Genomic DNA, 16545 nt, shown 5'->3' with positions numbered 1-16545 from the left:
CCGCCGGACCATGCGCCTCCGCCACCGGATCGCCATCGCCCTCGCCCTCCTGACCGCGCTGCTCGCCGTGCCTGGCGCCGCGTTGGCCAGCGGCAACGCCGTCGTCAAGGACTGCGCCAACGACGGCAAGCTCGACAAGCGCTACTCGCAGTCTGACTACGCCGACGCGCTCGCCAACCTGCCGGCCGACGTCGACGAGTACTCCGATTGCCGCGACGTGATCCAGCGTGCGCGGCTCAGCGGCGGCTCGTCCTCGGGCAGCTCGTCGGGCGGCTCGTCCACGGGCGGCGGCACGACGGGCGGCGGCAGCACCGGCGGCGGCACGACCGGCGGCGGCAGCAACGGCGACACCGGCACCGCCTCGTCCGGCCCCGCGCCCGACCCGCTGGCCAGCGCCACCGACGCGGAGCGCGCCGCGTTCCAGAAGGCCATCGCCAACGGCGACGCGCCCGTCAAGCTCGACGGCCGCCCGATCTCCCCCGGGGCCCTCGGCGGCGCCAAGTCCAACGGCCTGGCCGACCTCCCGGCTCCCCTGCTCGCGATCCTCGCGCTGCTCGCCCTCGGCGCGTTCGGCGCGACCGCCCTCGGAACCCGACGCCTTGTCAACGGTCGCCGCACCGCCTGACGCGCACCTCCTGAGCTCCGTCCGGGCTCGGCGGCGCCTGCCGCGATTGCCCGGACCCGAGCTGCTGTTCGGCGCGGCGATGGCCGCCGCGCTCACCGCCGTCGCGCTCCGCGGCGGCGGTGGTCTGTCGTTGAGCTCGACGACCAAGGTCGAGATCGTGCTCGACCTCGTCGGCGGCGTCCTGGCGGCGCTGGCCGCGCTGGCCGTGTCCACGCGCCGCGCGTGGGGCGGCGTGACGATCGCGCTGTTCGCCGCGCTGGCGATCCTGACCGCGGTCTCGATCACCTGGGCGATCCAGCCCTCCGACGCGTTGTTGGAGGCCAACCGGACGTTCGCATACTTGATGGTCTTCGCGGGCGGCGCGATCCTGGCGCGCACGGTCGGCGCGTGGTGGTCGGGCCTGCTCGGCGCGATCGTCGCGACGACGACGGCGATCTGCCTGTGGGCGGTGCTCACGAAGGTCTTCCCGGGCGCGCTGGCCGCCGAGGAGGACTACGCGCGACTGCGCGAGCCGTTCGGCTACTGGAACGCGGTCGGGCTGACCGCGGCGCTCGGCGTGCCGGCGGCGCTGTGGCTCGGCGCGCGGCGTTCGGGACACGGGGCGGTCAGCGCGCTCGCCTACCCGATCGTTGGCGTGCAGCTGCTGACCGTGATGCTCGCCTACTCGCGCGGGTCGCTGTTGGCGCTCGCCGTCGGCCTCGTGTTCTGGTTCGCGGTCGTCCCGCTGCGGCTGCGCGGCGTGGCGGTGCTGGCGGTCGGCGCGGTCGGCGCCGCGGCGGTCACGCTCTGGGTCTTCGCGCAGGACACCTTGACCAAGGACAAGGTGCCGATCGACGAGCGTGCCACCTCAGGGCACGAGCTCGGTCTCGCGGTCCTGACGATGTTGGTGGTCTTGCTCGCGGCCGGTCTCGCGCTGGGCTTCGGCGCGGCGATGCGCGCACCGTCGCGGGGCACGCGACGCCGGGCGGGCGCGGTCATCCTCGTCGGCGTCGCGCTGATGCCGGTCGTGGTCGTCGTCGGGCTGGCGATGTCGACCAAGGGCCTGGGCGGCTCGATCTCCGACGGCTGGAAGTCGCTGACCGATCCCAACGACCAGACGACCGTCCTCAACGACCCGAGCCGCCTGACGTCGGTGGGCTCGGTGCGTGCGAAGTACTGGGACGAGTCGATCAAGATCTTCAAGGCCTACCCGGCCAAGGGCGTGGGCGCCGGCGGCTACGCGACCGCGCGCCTGCGCTACCGCAACGACAACCTCGCGGTGCGCCACGCACACGGCTACGCGGTGCAGACCGCCGCCGACCTCGGCGTGCTCGGCCTCGGCGTCTCCGGCCTGCTGCTGCTGGCGTGGATCCTGGCGACCGGCCGGACGCTCGGCTGGCGCGCGCCGTGGCGATCGCCTTCCGGACCACGCGTCGCCTACGGCCCCGAGCACGTCGCGATGGCGACGCTGGCGACGCTCGTCCTGGTCTTCGGTGTGCACTCGTTCGTCGACTGGACGTGGTACATCCCGGGCACCGCGGTGCTCGCGCTGCTGGCGGCCGGCTGGGTCGTCGGACGCGGGCCGCTGCACGAGCCGGCACCGGAGCCGCGCGACCTCGGCACCCGCCTGGGCGCCGGCATCCGCCGGCCGGAGCGCGTGGCGTGGGCGGTCGGCGGCCTGGCGCTCGGCCTTCTGGCGGCGTGGGTGGCGTGGCAGCCGCTGCGGTCGGTGCACGCCGACAACGCGGCGCTCGCCGTCGCCGATAAAGACTACAACAAGGCGTTGGCCTACACCAAGCAGGCCGAAGACCGCAACCCGCTGTCGATCGACCCGCTGCTGACGCGCGCGGTCGTGGAGAACGTCGCCCAGCACCCCGACCGGGCGCGCGCGGCGCTGATCGAGGCGGTTCGGCTACAGCCGTCCAACCCGTCGACGTGGGAGTACCTGTCGCGGTTCACGGTCGACCAGGACCGCAACCCGGTGCTGGCGATGCGCTTGCTCGGGCCCGCGCTGTACCTGGACCCGCAGTCGCCGACCGGCGCGCAGGACTACCTGGACGCGCTGCGCCTCGCGACGCAGCAGGCCCAGGCGAAGGCGGCGCAAGAGGCCAAGGAAAAGGCCGACAAGAAGGCCGAGAAGCGCAAGAAGAAGAAGGGCTGAGCCGGCGAGTGCGACTGCTCGCCGTCTGCCAGGTCGACCGGCCGGGTGGCCCGGAGATCGGGCTGCTGCGGTTGTTGGGGCGGTTGCGAGCGCGCGGCTGGGAGATCGCGCTGACGTCGCCGGGCAAGGTGGACACCGTCGAGCTGGCGGAGGCCGGCTACCCGTGGGAGCCCCTGGAGATCGGCGGCCTGGAGCACGGCGCGGGCGCGCGGGCGGTGGCGTCCTGGCCGCGGGCGCGCAAGTTGTCGCGCGACGCGGACGTCACGTACCTGAACGGGACGGTGGCCGGGCGCCTGCTGCCGGCGCTGCGCGGCCACTCCACCGTTCTTCATGTCCATGACATCGTCGACCGCGTGCCGCGCCACTGGCACGGCGCGGACCTGGTGCTGGCGGACTCAAAGGCGGTCGGCGCCCGCCTCGATCCGCTCGACGTCCACGTGATCGGCTGCCCGGTCGACCTGGATCCCATCCAGGCGCCGGAGCCGCCCTGGCCGACGTCGCCCGCCGGCCCGGTGATCGGCTTCGTCGGTCGCCTGATCCCACGCAAGGGCGCGTTGGACCTCGTCAAGGCCGCGCCCGCGATCCGCGCCGCCCGCCCCGACGTCCGGATCGTGATCGTCGGCGACGACCCTTACGCCGACGAGGAGTCCGACTACGCGGCCGCGGTCCGCGCCAGCCACGAGGTCGACCACGTCGGCCGCGTGACCAACGCCGCCTCGATCCTCGGCCACCTCGACGTCCTCGTGCTGCCCTCGCTGCAAGAGCCGTTCGGGACCGTGGTCGCCGAGGCGATGGCTGCCGGGACGCCGGTCGTCGCCACCCGCGTCGACGGCCTGCCCGAGTTGGTCCAGGACGGCGTCACCGGCGCGCTGGTCGAGCCTGGCGACACCGCCGCGCTCGCGGTCGCGGTCCTGCGCGTCCTCGACGACCGTGCCGCGATGTCCACCGCCGCCCGCACCGCCGCCGCCCGCTTCGGCGCCGACACCTACGCCGAGCGCATCCACGACCTCCTGGTCGACGTCCTGCCCGGCGAACGCGCCGAGGAACGCCGCCGCGGCCTGCACGACGGCGCCGCGACCTGAGGCCGCGGCGCCGTCCTGGGGCTGCTGCGTCCCGCCGCCCGTCAGGACGTCATCAGCGACACGCCGAGCACCGCGAGCGCGTTGGCGACGGGCTCCGCGGTCCAGACTGCCGTGCTGCAGTTCATCGCGTTGTCCGGGCCTGGGTTGCCGGTCGAGGTGATCCCGACCGCCTGACCGGTGCTCGGGTTCAGCCACGGGCCGCCGCTGTTGCCACCCTGGATGCACCCGCCGGTCCCGTAGATCATCGAGTAGAACCACGCGCCCACGGACGTGTTGTAGTACGTGTAGTTGTTGTTGCCCACGTTGCCGCAGGAGAGCAGGTTGTACTGCGTGCCCGGCGACGTGGCCGTCCCGCTGTAGCCCGAGCCGACGTGGCAGATGTACTCGCCGTTGGCCGGCAGGTAGTTGGGCCTCGTCGGGAGGCTGTCCGCGACGCTGGGGTACCACCACGCGCCCCACGTGGAGTAGAAGTTCTCCAGCCGCAGGATGCCGCCGTCTCCGCCTGGGAAGTACCCCGAGTACTGGGTGCCGAGGCCAGCGCCCCAGCACTGCGACAGCGTGCACTTGCCGACCTGCTGGCCCGCGCCGATGCAGTGACCCGCGGTCAGGACGAAGCGGTGCCAGCTGTCGACCGGCGAGGTCACCGGGAAGGCCGACGTGCAGAACTGGCTCGTCTGCTGCAGCACCCAGCGCTCGCCCGCGCGGAACGGCGCGTCGCACCAGATGTTGTTGCAGCCCGTCGGCTGGGTGGCGACGAGCTTCGAGGCGTCCGCCGTGACGCGCACGCGCACCGGCTGCGAAGCGGCCAGCTCCTGCAGCCGCGAGTACTCGGCGCCGCCCTTGGCGGCCTTCGTGTTGACGACGACCTCGCTGCTCGAGGACTGGACGTCGACGTCGCCGGCCTTGATGGCGTCCTCGAGCCGGTCGCGCAGCGCATCCGCTGCGGCGTCGCGCTCGGAGGCGGTGAACGGCCGCGTCTCGATCGTCACCCCGATCTCGCGGGCCTTGGCGAACTCCGTGACCTCGCTCGTGTCGGCGCCATCGGAGACGTAGGCGACGTAGCCCGGCTTGGCGGCGTCGAAGTCCGCGCCGAGGAACCGGTCGCCGAGCACGCGGCGGAGCACGACGTTGATGTTCGTCCCGCGGCGCTGCGCCTCCAGGACGGCGGCGGCCTGCTTCTCGCTGACGCCCTTGTCCTTGGCGTACTGGGCCGTGATCGCGTCCTGCGTCTCGGACAGCGCGGGGAACGGCCCCTGCGGCACGTCGTCGCGCTGCGCCTGCTGAACCGCGAGGTCGAGGCTGGAGTGGATCTTGCCGCGGGCCTCCTGGACGGCCGGCTCGCCGGCGGCGGCGCTCGTGGAGGCGAGCACGAGGGACAGGGCGAGCAGCGCGCACAGCGCTCGTCCGACGGAACGACACCTGCTGGTCATTGCAGAACCTCTATTTGTGAGAGAGCCAGTTCGTTAAGGAACCTATGCGCCTCCTTCGGGCAGGACGATCCGACGGTCGTCTATGGACAACCCAGAACTGAGTATTCGAGATCTTCGTCGTTGACGAGGGTTGCAGAGGCCTGGCTGGACGTTGCCGGCCGCTATGCCGCGAGCGCGTCCTGAACCGCGCGCGCCGCGACCTCGCCGGCGACGTGCAGCGGCTCCTTCGAGCGCCACGCGCGCGCCAGGACGAACGCGCCCTCAAGCCCCGCGATCATCGCGATCGCCAGCTCGCGCGCCCGCGCCTGCGGGATGCCCGCGGCGGCAAAGCGCGGCGCCAGGCCGTCGATCCAGGAGCTGAAGACGTCGGCCGTGGCGATCCGCAGCGGCTCGGAGGTCGAAGCGACCTCCAGGGCGACGGTCGCGATCGGGCACGCGTCCTGCCAGTCGGTCTCCTCCAGATGGTCGGCCGCGCCCGCGAAGAAGTCCCGCACACCGCTGACGACGTCCGGCGCGGGGTCGAAGACCGCCGGCCCGAGCATCCCGTACATCTGACCCGACCAGCGGATGACCTCCTCGCCGAGCTGCTCCTTGCCGCCCGGGAAATGGTGGTAGAGCGAGCCGAACGGGGCCTGGGCGAGCGCCACGATCTCCTTGACGCCCGTGCCGGTGTAGCCCTTGACGCGGAGCAGCTCCGCGCCGGCCTCGACGATCCGCTGTCGCGTGGGGGTCGACATCGAAGCCGAGCGTACCGTACGATCCCGCTAGAGCGATCTACCTAATCCGGAGGGCAGGGCATGTCGGGACGGGCGAAGGTGGCAGCGGGAGCGGTCGGCGCGCTGGCGGCGCAGGCGGCCTACGGCGCGGCGGTGCGGGCGCTGCTGCGCCGCAACGTGGCGCAGCTGATGGACGGCGATCCGGCGCCGTTGCTGTCCATTTACCACCCGGACGTCGTCATGACGTTCCCCGGCGAGCACTCGTGGGGCGCGACCTACCGCGGGCGCGCCGAGGTCGAGGCGTTCCTGCGCCGGTTCCTGGACGCCGGCCTGCGCGGCGAGCTGGGTGCGATCTGGACCGGCGGCCCGCCGTGGGCGACGCGGATCGCGCTGGAGTTCGACGATCACGCCCACGACCCGGACACCGGTGAGCGGATCTACGAGAACCGCGCGGTGCTCGTCCTGCGCACGCGCTTCGGGCGCGTCGTGCGCGAGGAGGTCTACGAGGACACCCAGAAGGTGGCGGCGTTCGACCAGGCGCTGGCGGCGCGCGGCGGCGACGCGACGACGGCGGTCACCGCATGATCGCCGCGGTCACGCTGGAGCTGGCCATCAAGGCCATCCACATCATCGCCGCCTTCGCGGCCTTCGGCCTGCCCTTCGCCTACCCCGCGCTGATCCCCTACCTGCGCCGCCGCCATCCCGAGACGCTGCCGGGCGTCCACGACGCCCAGCACCGCTTCAGCGTCTGGCTGACCGGTCCGGGCACGGTGATCCTCTTCGCCGCCGGGGTCTACCTCGCCACCAAGGAGCATCAGTGGGACCAGCCCTACGTGCAGGCGGGCCTCACCGCGATCGTGATCATCGCGCTGGCCGGCGGTCTGATCACCCGCGACACGGCGCGGCTCTCCACGCTGGCCACCGCCGGCTTCGGCTCCGAGTACGACCGCGTCTACCGTCGTTACCTGATCACCGAGTCCGCGCTGGGCGCGCTCGTGCTCGTCGTGATCTTCCTGATGACCGTTAGGCCCTAACATCTTCGGTCGCCCTAACTCGGGGCGCCCGAACCATGGCCTTCACCCGACGCGCATTCCTCGTCACCGGCGGCGCGACCGCCGCAGCCGCCGCAGCAGCCGGTGTCGGCTACGCGGCCGGCCAGGACGGCAGCGACGACGACGGCACGCCCGGCGGCGCCTCGCACATCGTCCCGTTCCACGGCGCCCATCAGGCCGGGATCGCCACACCCGCGCAGGACCGCCTGCACTTCGCCGCCTTCGACGTCGTCGCCGGCGTCAAGGCCGCCGAGCTCAAGCAGCTCATGAAGGACTGGACGACGGCCGCGGAGACGATGGCCGGCGGCCAGCCGATCGGCGGCGGCGCAGCGGGCGCGCAGCTCGCGCCGCCCGACGACACCGGCGAGGCGCTCGACCTCACGCCCGCCAACCTGACCGTCACCTTCGGCTTCGGCCCGGCGCTCTTCGACGACCGCTTCGGCCTCGCCAAGCAGAAGCCGGCCAAGCTGACCCAGCTCCCCGACCTGCCTGGCGACACGCTGGACCGCGACCGCTCCGACGGCGACCTCTGCGTCCAAGCCTGCGCCAACGACCCGCAGGTCGCCTTCCACGCGATCCGCAACCTCGCGCGCATCGGCCGCGGCCTAGTGACCGTCCGCTGGTCCCAGCTCGGCTTCGGCAGGACCTCCACGACCTCCCGCGCGCAGGCCACGCCACGCAACCTGATGGGGTTCAAGGACGGCACGGCCAACATCAAGCTGGAGGACGCCGCCGAGCTCAAGCGCTCCGTCTGGGTCGGTGCCGACAAGGACGAGCCGGCCTGGCTGAAGGACGGCTCCTACCTCGTCGCGCGCCGGATCCGGATGCTGATCGAGGTCTGGGATCGCGCTTCGCTGCGTGACCAGGAGGCCACCATCGGCCGGACCAAGGTCATCGGCGCGCCGCTCGGCGGCACCGACGAGTTCCAGACGCTGAAGCCCAAAGCCCTGCCCGCCGACAGCCACGTCCGCCTCGCGCACCCCGACACCAACGGCGGGATCAAGATCCTGCGCCGCGGCTACTCCTTCACCGACGGCCTCGAATCCCTCGGCCAACTCGACGCCGGCCTCTTCTTCCTGGCCTACATGCGCGACCCCTCCGCCTTCATCGCGCTCCAGAACCACCTCGGCGCCAACGACGCGCTCAACGAGTACATCAAGCACGTCGGCTCCGGCCTGTGGGCGATTCCGCCGGGCATCGCGCCCGGCGGCTACGTGGGCCAAGCGCTGTTCGAGGCCTAGGACCTCAGGCCGAGACCTTCGGCGGCACGGGCTGCTCGTCGTGCGGCGGCGGGTCCACGCGCCGGGCCGTCAGCTCGTCGACCACCTCGCCCAGCAACGCCTTGCGGCCGACGGCCGCGTCGCGCTTCGCCTCGTGCTCCGGATCCTTGGGGATCGCCTTGATCAGCCGATCGGCCGCGTCCATGGCCGCGTTGCCCTGGACCTTCAGCAGGGTCGCCCCGTCGACGTTGCGCAGGTCGAACACCGCCTGCACGAGCCGCTCGGCGCGGTAGTCGCCTGACGGGTTGCGCCCCTGGGACCGGACCAGGTACGGGATCGCGCCCGCGTAGTCGTCACCGTCCAGCGCGATCTCGCCGAGCAGCTCGAGCGCCCGCCAATCGGTCCTCATGGCCTTGACCTGGAGGACCTCCTTCGCGGCGGTCGGGTCCCCGATCTTCCGGTACAGCCGCCCCAGCTCGCGACGCGCGCGCCGGTCGTTCGGGCTGAGCGCGAGCGCCGCGCGCAGATGCCGCTCGGCCTCGTCGCTCCAGTCGTCGCCCTCCTCGTCAGCCATGGCGATCTTGGCCAGCGTGACGTGCGCGTCGCCCAGGTCCGGGTTGAGCGCCAGGGCGCGCTCCGCCGCCTCCCGCGCGTTCTCGCTGCGCCCGCGACGCAGCTCGACGCGGGCGAGCGCGTTCTCGAGCACGGCGTCGGCCTGCCCGCCGGCCGCGCTGAGGTCCGACCCGCTCACCTCGGCCAGCTCGCTCTTGACCTCCCGCAACCGCGCGGCCACCCGGATGCGACGGGACTTCAGGCGCTCGAGCTGCTCGGGGCTCAGCCCCTTGTCGGACCGGTCGACTGTGATGGCCAGCTGCGCCGCCCACGCCGACAGGACGACGATGTACAGGCGCCGCCGGTCGAGGGCGTCGGGCCGGACGTCGGGGTACTCCCGCGTCGCCAGCCGCTCCTTAAGGTCTGCCAGCTCGTCGGTGTCCAGGACCGGCGGCTCGGTCCCGTCCGGGCCCAGCGCAGCGACGAGGACCGCCAGATCCCGCAGGACCGAGTACCGGCGCCCATCGGTCGCCTTGCCCAGCGTGATGGCGCAGTTGATCGCGGCCACCCAGAACAGCTCGGGATGGCGCTTGACGAAGTCCTTGGCGGTGCTCGGCACGCGGCCCGGCCGGCGCAAGTCCTCCATGAGCCGGGCGAACTGCGCCGCCGCTTCCCCGTTGCGGCCGAGGGCCCCGAGCACGGCCGCGAGGCGCAGGCGCGCCGGCAGGTTCCCGCCGTCCTGGCAGACCGCGCGCTCCAGTAAGGCCCGCGCGCCGTCGAGCGCCGCCTCGCGCTCCTCGGGCGTCGCCTTGCTCGCCCGCGCCAGCGCGTCCAGCCCGTCGGTGTAGGCCGCGAAGCTCCGCCAGCTGGTCGTGATGTAGGAGTAGCCGGACTCGACCACGTACTTCTGCGCGGCGTCGCGGATCACCGCGGCCCGAGCGTCCTCGTCGACCCGCCCGGCGCTCCAGTGGTTGCGGCCAAGGTCGAGGCAGATCTCGGTGCCCTTGCCGTCGGCGCGCAGCGTGCCCGTGATCTGGTGCTCGGTCGGGCGCTCCCAGATCCAGCGCCAGAAGGCCATCAGCTGAAACGGCTTGACCTTCACCGCTCCGACGCTGAGCTGCACGTCCTTGACGAGCGCGTCGAGCTCGCCGTCGTCGCTGGGCCGGACCATGGCCGGCGCAGCGGTGCCGTCGAGGTCACGGCGCTCGTCCACGTCAGCCCCCTCCACGCCGAGGCTGCTGTAGCGCACCTCCTGGACCGCGTCGGCGAACTCGTTGCGCAGGGCGAGGTTCTGCGCCTCCTGGTCCTTGCCGTCCGCGGTGGCGTCGACGAGCAGCAGCGACGTCTGCTCGCTCACCGGACGGGCGCGCCGGTAAGCGCGGATCCCCATCAGCGCGAGCCAGACCGCGACGAGGAGCGTGGCGAGCAGCAGCCACTGGAGACCGTCGCGGAGCGTGTGCCAGACGGACGTGAAGAAGTCGGCCGTCGGCGAGGGCTCCTCCTCGACGGCCTTCTGCTCGGCGGCCAGCTGCTTGACGGTCGCCTGCTGCGCGAGCTCGGGGCTGACCGAGCCCGCGGGCTTGGTCGCGACCGACTCGTAGATCTCGGCCGCCTGCGCCCAGTGCTCCTGGTCGACGAGCGCGTCGCCCTTGCGGATCGCCGCCCGCGCCTGGCGGTCGGCGGGCACGCGCGCGGCCGCAGCCACCGCAGCCGATCGCCGCGCCAGCGCGACGATCACGTTGCGGTCCGCGTCGATGTCGAGCTTCCCGCGCGCCGCGTCGAGCGTCGCCTGGGCGCCCGCTGGGTCCTTCGCCCGCTGGAGCGCGGCCGCCGCGGCGACCGCCTGCACCGCGGCGGCGACGTGCGCGCGGTGGGTGGTTTGCGCCTTGGTCGGGGCCTTGATCTTGCCCAGCTCCACGTACGCCGCGCGCAGGCTCCCGTCTCGCTCCAACTGAGCGGCCAGCCGCTGATGGGCGGCGTCCGCGGACGCCGACGCCGCCGCAACGGCGGTCGAGCCGGCCAACGGGACCATGAAGGCGAGAAACACCAAGAACCAGCGCATGATGCTCGACCGTACGCCCCTTACCGACGAGAGGGCAATATCGATGAGCGTTGCTCTGCGGCACCCTCGACCATCAGCCAGGGTCCTGCCCAGGTGAGGCGGGCTCAGTGCCTAGAACGCGCCGCGGCGCGTGAAGACGGCGGGCACCGTCTTGACCAGGATCGTCAGGTCGAGGAAGACCGACCAGCGTTCGAGGTAGAGGAAGTCCAACCGCACGAGGTCGTCGAAGTCGAGATCCGAGCGGCCGGAGACCTGCCAGAGGCCGGTGATCCCCGGAAGCACGAGGTAGCGCTTCTTGTGCCAGTCCTCGAGGCGGTCGAAGTCGCGCTGGGGCAGCGGGCGGGGACCCACCAACGACATGTCGCCGCGCAGGACGTTGATCAGCTGCGGCAGCTCGTCGATGGAGAAGCGGCGCAGGAGGCGGCCGGCCTTCGTCACGCGCGGGTCGTGGCGCATCTTGAACAGCGCGCCCGAGGCCTCGTTGCGCTCTTCCAGCTCGGCCTGGCGACGGTCGGCGTCGGCGTACATCGTCCGGAACTTCAGGCACGCGAACGGCACGCCGCCGATCCCCGGACGCCACGACTGGTAGAAGACCGGCCCGCGCGAGGAGAAGCGCACGAGCGCCCCGCACACGAGCAGCAGCGGCGACAACACCAACAACAGCAACGACGACACCGCGACGTCGAACGTGCGCTTGAGCGCGAAGTCGATCCCGTCGAAGACCGGCGGCTTGAGCTCGAACAGCGGCACCGACTGGCCCGGCACGAACTCCGCGCGGTGGATCAGGATCTCCATCGTCGACGGCGCGATCCGCACCACGACGCCGCGCTGGTGGCAGGTGTCGACCAGCTCCAGCGCCTTCTGCTGCGGGAACGCCGGGTCGGCGATGATCACCTCGTCGACCTTGTTGTCGCCGACGATGTCGCCGATCTCCTCCAGCGTGCCGAGCGACCGCAGCCCGTTGTCGGGCCGCGGCGTCAGCGACACGAAGCCGACGACCGTGACCGGCGCGTGGCCGCCCGAGGCCAGCAGCGCGTGCGCGACGTCCTCGATCTGCTCGCCGGTCCCGACAAGCACCGCGCGGCGCTTGTAGCCGGCGCTGCGCAGGATCCAGCCGGTCAACTGCTCGTAGGCGTAGCGGGCGGTCGACACGTAGGCGACCCCGAAGAACAGCGTGCCGTAGAAGATGTAGTACGACGAGAACTCCTCGCCGTTGACGACCGCGAAGATCAGCGCCACGAGCGTCGTCTGAAACAGCGACGCGACGATCCGCGTGAGCCCCGGGCGCTGCGACCGCTCCGCGTACAACCCCGACCGCGCGAACAGCAGCGACGCGACCAGGAACGCGAACGGCACGTACTCCTTGGCCTGCTCCCAGGAGACGCTCGGCTCCCAGGCGTCGCGCGCCAGCGCCTTCAGGCACAGCGCGGTGAAGATCGCCAGGATGATCGCCGCGAGGTCCAGCGCCAGCAGCGAGATCACTCGCGCGCCGCGGCGCAGCGTCGACCACCGCAGCAGGAACGACAGCAACGGCGGCCGCTTGGAACGCATGTCCCGGTCAGGGAGCACGTCGATCGGCGGGAGCTTCACGCCGCCGGCCAAATCCGCTGGGTTGACGTCGGGCATCTGCGGTTCCTCAACGGACAAGGGTGGCAGATGTCGCGGATTCGGCATACAAGAAAGCGTCCAAGCGCCGGAGGTCAGGCCCAAGCCCGCCTCCAGCAGCCCTTAGACGCTAGCGTGCCGCGCCGACGAGCAGGTCTACGCCCGACTCGTCGAGCGTGCGCTGAAGCCCCTCGCGCAGCTGAACCGTGGGCTCCCAGCTCAGGACCTGCCTGGCGAGGTCGATGTTCGGCTGGCGGATCTGCGGGTCGTCCGTGGGCAGCGCCTCGTGGACGATCTCCGACTTCGAGCCGGTGAGTTCGATGACCGCCTCGGCCAGCTCCAGGAGCGTGAACTCGTTGGGGTTGCCGATGTTGACCGGCTCGTGGTAGCCGGACTCCGCGAGCAGGATCATGCCGCGGATCAGGTCGTCCACGTAGGTGAACGAGCGGGTTTGCGAGCCGTCGCCGAAGACCGTGATCGGCTTGCCGGTCAGGGCCTGGCGCAGGAACGTCGGGATCGCGCGGCCGTCGTGCGGCCGCATGCGGGTGCCGTAGGTGTTGAAGATGCGGATGATCGCCGTGTCCACGCCCTGCTGGCGGTGGTAGGCCATCGTCAGCGCCTCGGCATAGCGCTTGGCCTCGTCGTAGACGCCGCGCGGGCCGATCGGGTTGACGTGGCCCCAGTAGGACTCGGGCTGCGGGTGGACCTGCGGGTCGCCGTAGACCTCAGAGGTCGAGGCCAGCAGGAACCGCGCGCGATGGGCCTTGGCCAGGCCGAGCGTGTGGTGCGTGCCGTGCGAGCCGACCTTCAGCGTCGCCAGCGGCAGACGCAGGTAGTCGATCGGCGAGGCCGGCGAGGCGAGGTGGTAGACGAAGTCAACGGGCTCGTCGACGAAGTACGGCTCGATCACGTCCTTGTGCAGCAGCGTGAACTCCGGAACGCGGATGTGGGCGATGTTCGCCAGCGTCCCCGTCTCGAGGTTGTCCACGCAGATGACGCGGTTGCCGCGGCGCAGCAGCTCGTCGCAGAGATGCGAGCCCAAGAAGCCGGCGCCGCCGGTGACCAGACAGGTAGCCATGCCTGAAAGCGTAGCCATCCTGGTCACCGGCGGTCCCGCCGATCAGGCGGTCCGTGTGATGCGGGGTGCGGACACCGGGTCGGGGATGGCAAACGGCTGGCTCAGCGCCTCGACATGGTTTTCGAGGGCGTCGACGTCGGTGCCGTAGGAGGTCACGCCGGTGCCGTCCTTGAACACCGTGAAGCCGTCGCCGCCCGTCGCCAGGAACGAGTTGCAGGCGACGGTGTAAGTCGCGGCGGGATCGATCGGCGTGCCGTCGGCGAGCGTCAGCGACGTGATCCGGTCACCTTCGGCGCGGGTCTTGTCGTAGGTCTCCTTGATCCCGCTGACCTGCAGGATCTTGTCGCCGGCGGCCGGGAACTGCTGCTCCAGCACCGCCTTCAGCTGCGCGCCGGTGAGCGTCATCTTCACCAAGCCGTTGTCGAACGGCTGGACCGCGAAGAGGTCGCCGAACGTCAGCTGCCCCGCCTTGAGGTCGGCGCGGATGCCGCCCGGGTTCATCAGCGCGACCTGCGCGCCGGTCTCGTGGGCCTGGGCGTCGGCGATCAGGTCGCCGAGCGAGGACTCGCCCGCGGCGGTGACGTCGCGGGTGGCGGGACCGGCCGCGGTGCCGACGACGCGCGAGGACACCGGCGCGATCCGGTCCTTGAACGTCTGAACGAGGTCCGCGAGCGCGGGCTGCGGCGTGACGCCGTCGTCGTAGGTCGTGACGACGTCGGCGGTGGACGCGGTCACGTCGCCCTTGCGGCGGTCGACGGTCAGCGTGACCTTGTCGAACGCGGTGCCGTACCGGTAGGCCTGAACGACCAGCGCGTTGTTGACGCGCGTGTTCAGGAGCGAGTGCGTGTGGCCGGCGACGACGAGGTCGACGTCCGGGCTCATCTGCGCGGTCTCGTCGAGGATCTCGCCGGCCGGGTCCGTGCCCGGATCCTGGAAGCCGCCGGAGTGCGCGAGCACGACGATCGTGTGGACGCCGAGCTTGTTAAGGACCTTAACCTGCTTGTTGACCGCGTCGCTGATGTCGCCGAACTGGAACGGCGCCACGGCGTCGGGGACGACGATCGACGGCGTCTCGGTGGTCGTCACGCCGATGATCCCGACCTTGACGCCCTCGCGCTTGACCACCGTGAACGGCGGCAGCACGTACTTGCCGTTGTCGGCGTAGGTGACGTTCGCCGACACGTAGGGGTAGTCGGCACCGGGGAAGTCCGGGTCCGACGTGTCCTCGCCGCCCTTGAACTGCTTGCCGTCGGAGCGATGCCCACCGCGGATCAGGCGCAGCATCTCGGTGCCGCCCTCGTCGAACTCGTGGTTGCCGAGCGTGCCAACGTCCAACCCCATCAGGTTGGTCGCCTCGATCGTCGGCTCGTCGTGAAACCAGGACGAGATCAGCGGCGAGGCGCCGACGGTGTCGCCGGCGTGAACGGTGATCGTGCCCTTCGGGTCGGCGGCCTTTGCGGCGGCCAGGTAGGAGCCGAGGTAGGCGACGCCGCCCGCGGCCTGACCGGAGACGAGCGTCGGTTCGAGGTTGCCGTGCAGGTCGTTGACGCCGAGGACCTGGAGCTGGACGGTCTCGGGCTTATGCGGCTTGGGGTGGTGATGGCTGTGGCCGTGGTGACCATGGTGGCCGTGCGGTCCGCCGTGGGCGGAGGCAGGAGCGGCGCTCAGGGCGAGCGCGGCGAGGACGGAGAGCAAGAGGCGTAGAGACACGCCGCCACAGATTCCCTTCTCGCGGTGAGTGGTCGTGACCGACCGGTGAACCGGTCCGCGCGCGGACCACGTTGGCGGTCTAGGAGTGGTCTACGTGCACGTGCACGCCGCGCTCGCGCAGCACGACACGGCCCGCCTCGCGCAGCGCGAACAGGGCGGCGCGCTCGTTGGCGGTCAGCTCGTCGTCGCGTGGGGGCATCGTGCCCGCCGCCGCGTAGCGCTCCTCCAGCGCGAGCGCCTCGGCGTCCAGCGGCGGCGGCGCGATCGACGCGTCCTCGCGCGGATCCTCGCCGCGCTCCAGCGCGACGAGCCGGACGAGCGCGTCGTTGGTCGGCCCATGGCGGCGGGCACCGCCATCCAGGACCGTCGCCTCGCCGAGCAGCTCGTCGTCGCCGATCCGCCGGACCTCGACCGCGTCGCCGCGCGCCGGGGCCGGATCCAGCGCCTCGGCGCACCGGAGCTGGTGGAAGCGCCCGCCGAGCCATCCGACCCGCGCCTCCGCCTCCGCGCGCCCGAAGACGACCAGGACGCGCCCGCCGTGCTCCAGCCGCGCGTCGATGGCGACGTCGAGGACCGGCGGAGCCTCGGCGGCCGGGTCCTCCGTCGCGGCGACCGGCGGCACGCTGCCCTCGACCCACTCGCCCTCCTCGCGCTTCCAGATCGGCGCCTCCGCCTTGATCCGGTCGATGATCTCCCGCGCGCCGGCAAACGCCTCCGGTCGGTGCGGCGCGCTGGCCGCGACCACGACCGACGCCTCGCCCAGCGCGACGCGGCCAAAGCGGTGGTCGGCCGCCGCGCGGCACAGCCCGTGGCGCTCGATCGCCTCGGCGACGATCGCGTCGATCTTCTCGGAGGCCATCTCCGCGTAGGCCTCGTAGTCGAGGAACTCGACGTCGCGCGTGGTCCCGCTGAACGTCACGACCGCGCCCGCGCGCGGGTCGGCCACGCGCGCCGCGACGGCATCCAGCGACAACGGACCGTCGAAGACCGCGCCCCCGCTGACCGGCGGCACGACCGCCAGCTCGTCACCCGCGCGCAGCACCATGTCCTCGTCGGCGTACTCGCGGTTGACCGCCAGGACCAGCGACACCCCGGGCGCCAGGTGCGCGACCGCGGCCAGCGCGTCCGCAACCCGGGCGCCTTCGGGCAGGTCGAGCTCCAGCTCGTCCCTTCCCGCGCGCTCGCGCAGCCCCGCGAACAACCGCACGCTGACCTTCACGCGAAGAACAGTACGGACGTCCAGCCGCAAACAGCCGCTTCGTCTACGGTTGCG

At 71.9% G+C, this 16545-nt stretch carries 13 protein-coding genes; 6 read left to right on the top strand and 7 right to left on the bottom strand.

Features of this window, described 5'->3' with window-relative positions:
• Positions 1–10: 10 nt before the first annotated feature.
• The 3 genes from ACT01A_RS17835 to ACT01A_RS17825 are packed head-to-tail and all read left to right on the top strand — an operon-like array spanning position 11 to position 3847.
• Positions 11–625: a hypothetical protein gene (locus ACT01A_RS17835; RefSeq protein ID WP_445148436.1), complete on the top strand. Its 615-nt coding sequence runs from the start codon at positions 11–13 to the stop codon at positions 623–625.
• A gap of 46 nt (positions 626–671) precedes the next feature.
• The gene (locus ACT01A_RS17830) at positions 672–2765 is read left to right on the top strand and encodes an O-antigen ligase family protein (RefSeq protein WP_445148435.1); all 2094 of its coding nucleotides are present in this window, start codon (positions 672–674) and stop codon (positions 2763–2765) included.
• Positions 2766–2773: 8 nt separating this feature from the next.
• Positions 2774–3847 carry a glycosyltransferase family 4 protein gene (locus ACT01A_RS17825; protein ID WP_445148434.1) on the top strand — a complete coding sequence of 358 codons (1074 nt, stop codon included), beginning with the start codon at positions 2774–2776 and terminating at the stop codon, positions 3845–3847.
• A gap of 41 nt (positions 3848–3888) precedes the next feature.
• Here ACT01A_RS17825 and ACT01A_RS17820 read toward each other — a convergent pair whose 3' ends face one another.
• Complete coding sequence (locus tag ACT01A_RS17820) at positions 3889–5277, bottom strand: hypothetical protein (RefSeq protein ID WP_445148433.1); 1389 nt, start codon at positions 5275–5277, stop codon at positions 3889–3891.
• Positions 5278–5438: 161 nt separating this feature from the next.
• Positions 5439–6014 (bottom strand): TetR/AcrR family transcriptional regulator, encoded by a 576-nt coding sequence (locus ACT01A_RS17815; protein WP_445148432.1) that lies wholly within the window; start codon positions 6012–6014, stop codon positions 5439–5441.
• A 60-nt stretch (positions 6015–6074) separates the two neighbouring features.
• Here ACT01A_RS17815 and ACT01A_RS17810 point away from each other — a divergent pair, with 60 nt between their 5' ends.
• From ACT01A_RS17810 to efeB, 3 genes are read left to right on the top strand one after another with little or no spacing between them, the layout of a single operon-like run.
• Positions 6075–6578: a nuclear transport factor 2 family protein gene (locus ACT01A_RS17810; RefSeq protein ID WP_445148431.1), complete on the top strand. Its 504-nt coding sequence runs from the start codon at positions 6075–6077 to the stop codon at positions 6576–6578.
• Positions 6575–7027: a DUF2269 family protein gene (locus ACT01A_RS17805; RefSeq protein WP_445148430.1), complete on the top strand. Its 453-nt coding sequence runs from the start codon at positions 6575–6577 to the stop codon at positions 7025–7027. Before ACT01A_RS17810 ends, ACT01A_RS17805 begins: the two co-directional genes overlap by 4 nt.
• A gap of 35 nt (positions 7028–7062) precedes the next feature.
• Complete coding sequence (efeB, locus tag ACT01A_RS17800; RefSeq protein ID WP_445148429.1) at positions 7063–8286, top strand: iron uptake transporter deferrochelatase/peroxidase subunit; 1224 nt, start codon at positions 7063–7065, stop codon at positions 8284–8286.
• A 4-nt stretch (positions 8287–8290) separates the two neighbouring features.
• Here efeB and ACT01A_RS17795 read toward each other — a convergent pair whose 3' ends face one another.
• The 5 genes from ACT01A_RS17795 to ACT01A_RS17775 all read right to left on the bottom strand — a co-directional run bounded on the left by ACT01A_RS17795 (position 8291) and on the right by ACT01A_RS17775 (position 16491).
• On the bottom strand, positions 8291–10879 hold the full coding sequence (locus ACT01A_RS17795) for a tetratricopeptide repeat protein (protein WP_445148428.1): 2589 nt from the start codon (positions 10877–10879) through the stop codon (positions 8291–8293).
• 111 nt (positions 10880–10990) lie between these two features.
• Positions 10991–12505: a sugar transferase gene (locus ACT01A_RS17790; RefSeq protein ID WP_445148427.1), complete on the bottom strand. Its 1515-nt coding sequence runs from the start codon at positions 12503–12505 to the stop codon at positions 10991–10993.
• 109 nt (positions 12506–12614) lie between these two features.
• Complete coding sequence (locus ACT01A_RS17785; RefSeq protein ID WP_445148426.1) at positions 12615–13562, bottom strand: UDP-glucuronic acid decarboxylase family protein; 948 nt, start codon at positions 13560–13562, stop codon at positions 12615–12617.
• A gap of 42 nt (positions 13563–13604) precedes the next feature.
• Positions 13605–15272 (bottom strand): bifunctional metallophosphatase/5'-nucleotidase, encoded by a 1668-nt coding sequence (locus ACT01A_RS17780; protein WP_445148425.1) that lies wholly within the window; start codon positions 15270–15272, stop codon positions 13605–13607.
• A gap of 79 nt (positions 15273–15351) precedes the next feature.
• Positions 15352–16491, bottom strand: a complete 1140-nt coding sequence (locus tag ACT01A_RS17775) for a molybdenum cofactor biosynthesis protein (protein ID WP_445148424.1) — start codon at positions 16489–16491, stop codon at positions 15352–15354.
• Positions 16492–16545 lie beyond the last annotated feature (54 nt).

This window comes from Baekduia sp. Peel2402 (assembly GCF_052567285.1).
Note: the sequence above shows the minus strand (reverse complement) of the source record. Positions and strands in the feature narration are given on the sequence as shown.